Annotated in this window: 4 protein-coding genes; all 4 read left to right on the forward strand. The window is 59.5% G+C overall.

Features of this window, described 5'->3' with window-relative positions; genetic code table 11:
* Positions 1-315 (forward strand): hypothetical protein (locus C8N45_RS23375; RefSeq protein WP_108389370.1); only part of this gene is annotated, 315 nt, incomplete at its 5' end.
* A 100-nt stretch (positions 316-415) separates the two neighbouring features.
* Positions 416-910 (forward strand): DUF411 domain-containing protein, encoded by a 495-nt coding sequence (locus C8N45_RS22905; RefSeq protein WP_108389372.1) that lies wholly within the window; start codon positions 416-418, stop codon positions 908-910.
* Entirely contained in the window at positions 907-1,371 is a 465-nt protein-coding gene (locus tag C8N45_RS22910; protein WP_375342488.1) for a c-type cytochrome, read from the forward strand. Before C8N45_RS22905 ends, C8N45_RS22910 begins: the two co-directional genes overlap by 4 nt.
* A complete protein-coding gene (locus C8N45_RS22915) occupies positions 1,368-1,712 on the forward strand; it encodes a copper resistance CopC family protein (RefSeq protein WP_108389374.1) in 345 nt (114 codons plus the stop codon). The genes C8N45_RS22910 and C8N45_RS22915 overlap by 4 nt, the downstream gene beginning before the upstream one ends.
* The last annotated feature ends 27 nt before the right edge of the window (positions 1,713-1,739 follow it).

Below are 1,739 nucleotides of genomic sequence, written 5' to 3' on the forward strand. Positions count from 1 at the left end.
ATGGTACTGATCCGCGCCATTTTGATCGTGTTTGTGACGTTGTCCGCATCGTTCTCCGGGGCGTTGGATGCTGGACATTTGACGACAACCGAACACCATCATGCCGCTGTTGAAATCACGGCTGATGATGGGCCGCTTTGCTGCGATGACAGCACCGAACGCGGCCAGAACTGCCATGTCCTGCCAGCCGTTCTTGCAGATGAAGATGGTCACATTGCGGCACCACCGACCGATGCAGAGATGTTCATCATGGTCGGTCTTCTTTTGATCGGCATCGAGCTGTCAGGTCCTGTCGATCCTCCGCGCATCGTGTGATGCCGTCTGCGCGCCGCGCAACTTTATCCTAAAATCACCATGATGCGGGCTTTGCCCGCTGCCCTGAACCTGGGGCGCACACCCATCGAGAGGAAATCTCATGAAACTGATCAAGACTGTACTTGCTGTCTTTTGCGCTGCTTCAATCGCGCTCGGCCTCGCCTCCTTCGGGATGACCGGCATGGCCCACGCAGACGGCCATACCGACATGGCGGACCATGGCACAATGCACGTGACCAAAAGCCCGACCTGCGGCTGCTGTGGCGCATGGGTCGCTTTGGCCCGCAAGGAAGGCTATGAAGTCGAAGTCACGGACACGCGCGACGTGACCACGGTAAAGCGCGATGCCGGCATCCCCGGCGACTTGTGGGCCTGCCATACCGCGATGATCGACGGCTATGTGGTTGAAGGCCATATGCCGTTCGAGGCACTTGAGAAACTACTGACAGAACGGCCCGAAATTGCCGGGATCGCGGTGCCGGGTATGCCCGGTGGATCGCCAGGCATGGGGGACGATCCGTCCGCCCGCTATGATGTCATCGCTTTCGGCGGCGATGCCGGTGAGGGCGAAGTCTTCTATCAGGCAGGGTTGTGAACAGGAGCCTCTGGATCGCGGCAGGCGGGGTGGTTCTGATAGGAGCCACCCTGTTCGTCAGCACGCAAGGTCTCGCTGAAAATGACCGGGTCGTCCTGCTGGACATGGACCTAGACGTGGTGTCGCGCGGCACAACCGTCTACCAGGAAAACTGCGCGTCCTGCCACGGGATCAACCTCGAAGGCCAACCCAATTGGCGTTCTCGGGACGAGGATGGACTGCTTCCCGCACCGCCGCACGACGCGAGTGGGCACACCTGGCACCATGATGGCGAGACCCTGTTCCAGCTCACAAAATACGGCGTAGGTGCATTAATCAACGATCCTGACTACGCCTCGAACATGCCGATCTATGACGGCGTTCTGAGCGACGACGAAATCATCGCCGTCCTCAGCTACATCAAATCGACCTGGCCGGATGAAATCCGCGCCCGTCACGACGAAATGGAAAACCGTAAATGAAACAGATGATCCTTGCTGGCCTGATCACGGCCACGCTAACGACAAGCGCTCTGGCGCATTCGAAGGCCGAGAAAACGACGCCAGCGAACGAGGCGTCAGTGGAAACAGTCGAAGCTATCGAAATGCGCTTTGATGACCCTATGCGCGTGACGGCCATCACGTTGACCGGCCCGGACGGTGAAGTACAAATCGAGCGCGAGACCGGTATGGATGCCGTTACAGAGTTCCGTGCGCTGCCACCGAACGATCTTCCCGCCGGTGCTTACGCCGTGGACTGGCGGGGCCTCTCTGCGGACGGCCACCCGATGCAAGGCACCTTCGGCTTCACGGTCTCCGAGTGATCGCGTGGAAGGTCTCGCCCCCATAGA

Origin of the sequence: Yoonia sediminilitoris (assembly GCF_003058085.1) — a bacterium.
Taxonomy (GTDB): domain Bacteria; phylum Pseudomonadota; class Alphaproteobacteria; order Rhodobacterales; family Rhodobacteraceae; genus Yoonia; species Yoonia sediminilitoris.